The following is a 3,052-nucleotide window of genomic DNA, read 5'->3' on the forward strand; positions in this document are numbered from 1 at the left end:
CCGTCGCTGGCGATGTGCTGACACTGAACGGAGAATCATTGGACCTCTCAGGAATCCCCGAAGGTGCCACATTGCCCGCACAGGCGGTGGCGTCTGATTGGTTCGACGGATCGATCACGCGCGCGAATGGCGAGTTGTCGCTGACGCTGCGCTTACCGCATGGCCCGAACGCGCCCCACGAAACGCGCTTCCCAGCGCCAATCACAGTCACCGAGGACGGGCCCGTCGATCTGCCGCCCTATGACGCCGAGCCAGAGGAGGCCCCGGAATGACCATCGCAATCGACATGAGCCAGCTTGTCACGGCGGAAGATAAAGCCGCATCGGCAAAACAGGCGCGGGACACCGCGATCAAAAATGAATGCAGCGCCATGATCGCTGCAACGCTCGATCCGTTCACGCTCACCAACTTGCAAAGTGCGGCCATCGTCGGGGATCTCACCACCGAGCAGACGGCTACCTTCTCGGCGGCAGTCAACTGGATCACGCAAATGCGCGAGGCATGCCGCGCCTCAATCGAGGCCGGGACTGACCCGGCTTGGCCCGATCTGCCAGAGGCGGTTGCGGCACTGGCAAAGGAGTTTTGACATGTCCAGCTTTCTCAAACGGATGCTCGCAGCCGACAAGTTCCGGCACTTGACCGGCGGTTTCATGATGGCGCTGACCGGCGCGGCATTCTTCCTTCTGCTCCCGCTCGATGCAGATCGGCGCGTTGCGGCGATGATGGGCCTTATCGCGGCGGCCGCCATCGCCGTCGCAAAGGAAATCATCTGGGACAAGGCAATGCACGAAGGAGATCCAGAGGCGCTTGACGCCTTGGCGACGATCCTTGGAGCCGCTGCCGGTGCCCTCGTTTTCTACGCGACCTAGGGCGATGAATATCCCGTTCAAAGATATCCTCGATGCGCTCGGCGGCGGCACTGCGGCGGTGATGATCATCGGACTTGCCGTGGCCGTGGCCGCTCTTTGGAGGCAGTTGCAGAAAGAGCGAGCAGCGGCGTCCAAGATCCTGTCCGAAACACAGGCAGCGCGGCTCGCGGACGTGAAAGACAGCGCCAAGGAAGTGACGGATCTGGCCATCGCCACGAACAAGACCTTGGACGCTCTTTCTGCTTCTCTCCGCGCGGGAGGGTCGAATGGGTGAATTTTGGCGCATTATCCTTGGCCGTCAGAGCAAAGACGCCACCGACGAAATCGAGCAAGCCTCCAAATCGCGGGATGAAGAAGTGCGGGCCGTCAAGAAGCAGACAACGCACCACGTCCTCGCCGTGCAAGGCCGGGCAGAAAAACTGATTACAGAACTTGAGGCAGCGCGCCGGGGGAGACACTGAGATGACTAACGAGCTGGCAGCGGCACTTTCTATTTTTCAGGTTGCGGGGCTGGCCCTCGTGGCGCGCGGGTTCTGGCCGATGCTCCAGAACTCGACGGATCGGCGTGTCTATCACATGTCCTGGGGCGTGACGATGATGGTCATCGCCATCTCGTTCCGGTCGGCATATTGGGACATTCTACCTGTCCTCTGCGGCGGCTTTTGGCCCGCTGGCGGGCCGTTTGGCCGCGCGGCGCCGAACCTCGTCTTTGGCACGATGGTGCTGATCAGCCTCTATCACAAGCTTTCGTTGCTCCGTGAGATGATCCCCGAAAATGAGCGGGGGCGCTACTCGCTCCTGTCTGCCCCCTTCTACCCGAAACATATCTGCGTAATCCGCCTCGCGGCGGCGCTGCGCGATGCATGGAGAAAATGATGCAGTTCAAAGGAAAAGCCCTGCCCCTCGCAGATATCGATCTCCCGCGCATTGGCGCGCTGATCGGTGTGGGAGAAGACGAGATCCATGCTGTCCTCGATGTCGAGACCAGCGGGAGCGGATTCGATGACCAAGGGCGGCCAAAGATGTTGTTCGAGCCGCACATCTTCTGGCGGCAGCTCGGCCCCGGCGCCAAGCGCGATCAGGCGGCACGCGAACGGCTCGCATATCCCAGCTGGGGCGAGGAAGCATACCCGAACGATAGCTACCCGCGCTTGATCAAGGCAATGATGATCGACGCCGAGGCGGCGCTGCGGTCAGCCTCGTGGGGGCTCGGGCAGATCATGGGCTTCAACCACGAAGACGCCGGATATGGCACCGCTCAAGCGATGGTGGAAGCATTCACCGAGAGCGAGGCAAACCAGCTTGACGGCATGGTCGACTTCATCAAGGCCACGCACCTTGACGATGAACTGCGGGGGCATGAGTGGGCCGCGTTCGCGCGGGGCTACAATGGTCCCGACTACGCGCGCCACGGCTACCACAAGCGTCTCGCGGCAGCCTATGCCCGGTGGGCGGCGATCCGTGATACGCCTTTCGAGCTCGCGTCGTGAGCCTGATCCCGCCGTGGGCGCGGCTGGCAGCGGGCGGCGTCGTGCTCGCCGCTGCCTTCGGCGCTGGCGTGTGGGTGCGAGACGCCTTCTGCCGCGCCGAGGTCGCGCAGATGAAGGCTACCGCCTCAGAGGCCACGTCAGCGGCTCTCAGGGCCGAACGGGCGCGCACTGCTAGCGCGATCACTGAGGCCAACGACAAGGCCCGCCAGCTGGCCGAGGCGGAAGCTGATCTACTGGCAGCGCAGCAGGCGCGCACTACTGCCGAAAGGAAACTGTTTGATGCGTTCGACGCTGATCCTGATCTGTCTCGCCCCGGCATTCCTGATCGGGTGCTCCAACAAATCCGCGACCACTGGCGCGCTCAATGAAGCGCCGTTGCCACAAGTTCGCGTGGAGGTGCCTCCGGCTGCCCGGCAGAAATGCCCGGGCCCGGAGGCGCTTGTGGACGATGCCGGGACGCTGGAAGCAGCCTCTCGGATGATTATCCTGCTTGGCGACTCGCTGATAGAGTGCGACCGGCGCCGTGCCATTGCCGTCATGGCAGCTGATGCCAAGATCCGCGCCACCGGGGCGCGCTAAACCTCCAAAATATCAGCCAAAAATGCTGCACAAAGTGCTGCTCATTTTGCTGCACGCACATCACCTAAGCGGTTGTTTTATAACGATTTCAGAAAGTTAATGGCGGAGACGAAG

9 protein-coding genes are annotated in these 3,052 nt (G+C 62.1%); all 9 read left to right on the plus strand.

The annotated features are described in order from the left end of the window. Positions 1 to 272, plus strand: a 272-nt coding sequence (locus DL1_RS20470) for a hypothetical protein (RefSeq protein ID WP_038070189.1), incomplete at its 5' end; no start/stop codon positions are given. After that, positions 269 to 586 (plus strand): hypothetical protein, encoded by a 318-nt coding sequence (locus tag DL1_RS20475; protein ID WP_038070193.1) that lies wholly within the window; start codon positions 269 to 271, stop codon positions 584 to 586. The genes DL1_RS20470 and DL1_RS20475, both read left to right, overlap by 4 nt. A gap of 1 nt (position 587) precedes the next feature. Then, the gene (locus tag DL1_RS20480) at positions 588 to 869 is read left to right on the plus strand and encodes a hypothetical protein (protein ID WP_038070196.1); all 282 of its coding nucleotides are present in this window, start codon (positions 588 to 590) and stop codon (positions 867 to 869) included. A 4-nt stretch (positions 870 to 873) separates the two neighbouring features. Next, entirely contained in the window at positions 874 to 1,143 is a 270-nt protein-coding gene (locus tag DL1_RS20485) for a hypothetical protein (RefSeq protein ID WP_038070198.1), read from the plus strand. Further along, on the plus strand, positions 1,136 to 1,330 hold the full coding sequence (locus DL1_RS20490; RefSeq protein ID WP_038070202.1) for a hypothetical protein: 195 nt from the start codon (positions 1,136 to 1,138) through the stop codon (positions 1,328 to 1,330). Before DL1_RS20485 ends, DL1_RS20490 begins: the two co-directional genes overlap by 8 nt. A 1-nt stretch (position 1,331) precedes the next feature. Next, on the plus strand, positions 1,332 to 1,745 hold the full coding sequence (locus DL1_RS20495; RefSeq protein ID WP_038070205.1) for a hypothetical protein: 414 nt from the start codon (positions 1,332 to 1,334) through the stop codon (positions 1,743 to 1,745). Further along, complete coding sequence (locus tag DL1_RS20500; RefSeq protein ID WP_074854951.1) at positions 1,745 to 2,359, plus strand: N-acetylmuramidase family protein; 615 nt, start codon at positions 1,745 to 1,747, stop codon at positions 2,357 to 2,359. Before DL1_RS20495 ends, DL1_RS20500 begins: the two co-directional genes overlap by 1 nt. Further along, positions 2,356 to 2,727 carry a hypothetical protein gene (locus DL1_RS20505; protein WP_038070207.1) on the plus strand — a complete coding sequence of 124 codons (372 nt, stop codon included), beginning with the start codon at positions 2,356 to 2,358 and terminating at the stop codon, positions 2,725 to 2,727. The genes DL1_RS20500 and DL1_RS20505 overlap by 4 nt, the downstream gene beginning before the upstream one ends. 7 nt (positions 2,728 to 2,734) lie before the next feature. Continuing rightward, on the plus strand, positions 2,735 to 2,938 hold the full coding sequence (locus DL1_RS21780) for a hypothetical protein (protein WP_143081710.1): 204 nt from the start codon (positions 2,735 to 2,737) through the stop codon (positions 2,936 to 2,938). Positions 2,939 to 3,052: the final 114 nt, after the last annotated feature.

The organism is Thioclava dalianensis (assembly GCF_000715505.1).
GTDB lineage: Bacteria > Pseudomonadota > Alphaproteobacteria > Rhodobacterales > Rhodobacteraceae > Thioclava > Thioclava dalianensis.

Coding starts and splice junctions, on each gene's coding strand:
- DL1_RS20475 (WP_038070193.1), top strand. CDS start 269: ATGACCATCGCAATCGACATGAGCCAGCTTGTCACGGCGGAAGATAAA.
- DL1_RS20490 (WP_038070202.1), top strand. CDS start 1,136: ATGGGTGAATTTTGGCGCATTATCCTTGGCCGTCAGAGCAAAGACGCC.
- DL1_RS20485 (WP_038070198.1), top strand. CDS start 874: ATGAATATCCCGTTCAAAGATATCCTCGATGCGCTCGGCGGCGGCACT.
- DL1_RS20495 (WP_038070205.1), top strand. CDS start 1,332: ATGACTAACGAGCTGGCAGCGGCACTTTCTATTTTTCAGGTTGCGGGG.
- DL1_RS20500 (WP_074854951.1), top strand. CDS start 1,745: ATGCAGTTCAAAGGAAAAGCCCTGCCCCTCGCAGATATCGATCTCCCG.
- DL1_RS20480 (WP_038070196.1), top strand. CDS start 588: ATGTCCAGCTTTCTCAAACGGATGCTCGCAGCCGACAAGTTCCGGCAC.